The 2,648-nt window shown below is 69.1% G+C and carries 3 protein-coding genes and 1 pseudogene; 3 read left to right on the top strand and 1 reads right to left on the bottom strand.

All coding sequences use genetic code 11. The annotated features are described in order from the left end of the window. The 3 genes from ACWDX9_RS62215 to ACWDX9_RS62205 form a co-directional block, all read left to right on the top strand. Positions 1–217 (top strand): TIGR02452 family protein (locus ACWDX9_RS62215; protein WP_449973265.1); only part of this gene is annotated, 217 nt, incomplete at its 5' end. A 42-nt stretch (positions 218–259) separates the two neighbouring features. Continuing rightward, positions 260–1,036, top strand: a complete 777-nt coding sequence (locus ACWDX9_RS62210; protein WP_449973264.1) for a nucleotidyltransferase family protein — start codon at positions 260–262, stop codon at positions 1,034–1,036. A gap of 111 nt (positions 1,037–1,147) precedes the next feature. Then, positions 1,148–2,368, top strand: a complete 1,221-nt coding sequence (locus ACWDX9_RS62205; protein ID WP_449973263.1) for a cytochrome P450 — start codon at positions 1,148–1,150, stop codon at positions 2,366–2,368. A 50-nt stretch (positions 2,369–2,418) separates the two neighbouring features. Here ACWDX9_RS62205 and ACWDX9_RS62200 read toward each other — a convergent pair. Continuing rightward, a pseudogene (locus ACWDX9_RS62200) lies at positions 2,419–2,648 on the bottom strand (NADH-quinone oxidoreductase subunit NuoH); the annotation flags it as partial.

Raw genomic sequence — 2,648 nt, 5'->3', positions numbered from 1 at the left:
CTCCAGCGGGAGGCGGGTGAGCCACGGCGCGCGGCACCTCGTGCTCGGGGCGTGGGGGTGCGGGGTGTTCCGCAATGACCCGCATGAGGTCGCCGCGGCCTTCCACACCCACCTGGCCGAGGGCGGGGTGTTCGAACGGGTGGTGTTCGCGGTGTGGGCCCGGTCGGAGGAGTCGGCCAACCGGGCCGCGTTCGCCGAACGCTTCGCGGCCGGGTGAGCGTGTCGGCGCAGGTTGCTCGACCGCGTATAAATTGCGGGGATGACCTTCGATGATCTCATCCCGTCCGCCGGTGAGTCGCCGCTGGTATCGCGGCCGGTGACCCAGGCCGTGATCCTCGCCGGTGGCAAGGGATCACGCCTGCGCCCTTACACCGACACCCACCCCAAGCCGATGATCGAGATCCCGGGCACCGGCCTGCCCATCATCGGCCACCAGCTGGAATGGCTGGCGGCGGAGGGAGTGACCGACGCCATCATCTCCTGCGGCTACCTCTCCGAGGTCGTGCTCGACTGGCTGAGCCGGGCGAGTCTGCCGCTCAAGGTGACCCCGGTGATCGAGACAGAAGCGCTCGGGCGTGGTGGCGGGCTGAAGTTCGCCGCCGCCTCTCTGCCCCGGCCGGATGAGCCCTGGTACGCCACCAACGGCGACATCTGGACCCGCTTCAGCCTGCGCGACATGGCGGACTTCCACCATGAGCGCGACGCCCATGCCACCCTCGCCCTGGCTCGTCCCCGGCTCCCTTGGGGCACCGTCGACATCGACCGTTTCGGCAACGTCCTGGACTTCGTCGAGGCTCCGCCGTCGCCCTATCCGATCAATGCCGGGGTCTATGTCTTCTCCGCCGAGTTCGCCTCGATGCTCCCGGATGTCGGCGACCATGAGCGGAGCACGTTCCCCTACCTCGCCCGCCAGCGTCGCCTGGCGGGTTATGAGTTGCCGCAAGGGGTGTACTGGCGGGCCATCGACACCGCCAAGGATCTGAACGAGGCCGCCAAGGAACTGGCCGCCTTCCGCAAGAGGAACACGGCGTCCTGATCGCGCCGGACGGATAATCATCACTCAAAAGAGTGCGTGGCGCGTTACTTCATTTTCGCCGTGATGCCGGGGAGTGTGGACCGTACGCCCATCTCTGCAGGGAGGATGACGTTGTCGACATCCGTGGGCCAGGAACCCACTCCCCCGAACGTGCCGTTCCTCGATGTCCTGGATCCGGCTTTCGACTTCGGCGCCCCCGAGGTCTTCGCGGCCCAAGCGGAAAGCTGGTACGCGACCAGCCCCATCGGCCTGCTCGTGCTGCGCTATGAGCAGGCCAACGACCTCTTACGCGACCGGAGGCTGGACCACAACGGCAAGCGGTACCTGGAGACGAACGGGGTCTTCGACGGCCCGATCTACGACTGGTTCGTCCCGATGATCGTCAACCACGAAGGGGAGGATCACCGCCGCCTGCGCCGCCTGACGAGCAAGGCGTTCACCGCGCGCACGGTGGAGAGCCTGCGGCCGTTCATCCGGGAGCAGGCCGAGCAGCTGACCGAGGGCCTGGCGTCGGCCGGGACGTGCGAGTTCGTCGAGGACTTCGGCTCCCGGCTGCCGCTGACGGTCATGTGCCGGTTGCTCGGCGTGCCGCCCGAGGACTACGACGTCTTCGGAGCCTGGACCAGGGACATCGGCCTGGTCTTCAGCCTCGCGACCGGCGGCGATGTCGTCGCCAGGGTGGAAGCTGCGGTACGCGGACTGAACGACTACGCCGACTTCCTCATCGAGGAGAAGTCGGCCAGGCCCACCGACGACCTCAGCTCCGCCCTGGTCGCGGCCTACCAGGCCGACGACGGCCGCGTCACCAGGGACGAGCTGCGCAACCTGCTGGTCACGCTAGTGTTCGGCGCGCAGGACAACACCCGCTACCAGCTCGCGAACGCCATGGTCGTCTTCGCCGAGCACCCCGACCAGTGGACCCTGCTGGGGCAGCGGCCGGAGCTGGCGGCCCAGGCCGTCGAAGAGGTGATGCGCTGGCTTCCCTCGGCGGGCACCATCTACCGGTTCGCCGCGGAGGACTTCGACTACGAGGGACTGCACATCGCGCGCGAGACGTTCCTCACGATGTGCGTGAGCATCGCCCAGCGCGATCCGCGTGCGCACAAGAACGCCGATCGATTCGACATCACGGCGGTCAGGGACAGTCCCCCGCTGCAGTTCGGCGCGGGCCCGCACCACTGCCTGGGCGCGGCTCTGGCCCGCGTCGAGATCGGGGAGGCGCTTCCCATCCTCGCCGCCCGGCTGGGCCCGCCCTCCGTCGCGGGGCCGGTCGCCTGGCAGGGCCCCCTCGGGATCCAGGGCCCGGACACGCTGCCGCTGCGCTTCGGCTGATCAGGACCGGCGGCCCGCCCTCCTCCGGGGAGGGCGGGGTTCCGGGGCGCTCACGGCCGGGAGACGCCGTGGTAGTGCGGCAGATCGAGCGGCGGCACCGGGAAGCCACCTGCCGCCGGCTCTTCGGACAGTTCCTCGAACTCGGCCTCGACCTGGGCCTTCTGGGCCTCCTTGCGCCGCTGGCCGACGGTGTCGAACCGCATCCAGATGGCCAGCCCGCCGATCACGACGATCCCGGTGACCACGAGGGCGATCATCCGGGACTCCTCGTTGAGCATCA

The sequence above is a fragment of the Nonomuraea sp. NPDC003201 genome (genome assembly GCF_053590415.1).
The sequence above is the reverse complement of the archived record's forward strand: the minus strand, read 5'-3'. Positions and strand labels throughout refer to the sequence as shown.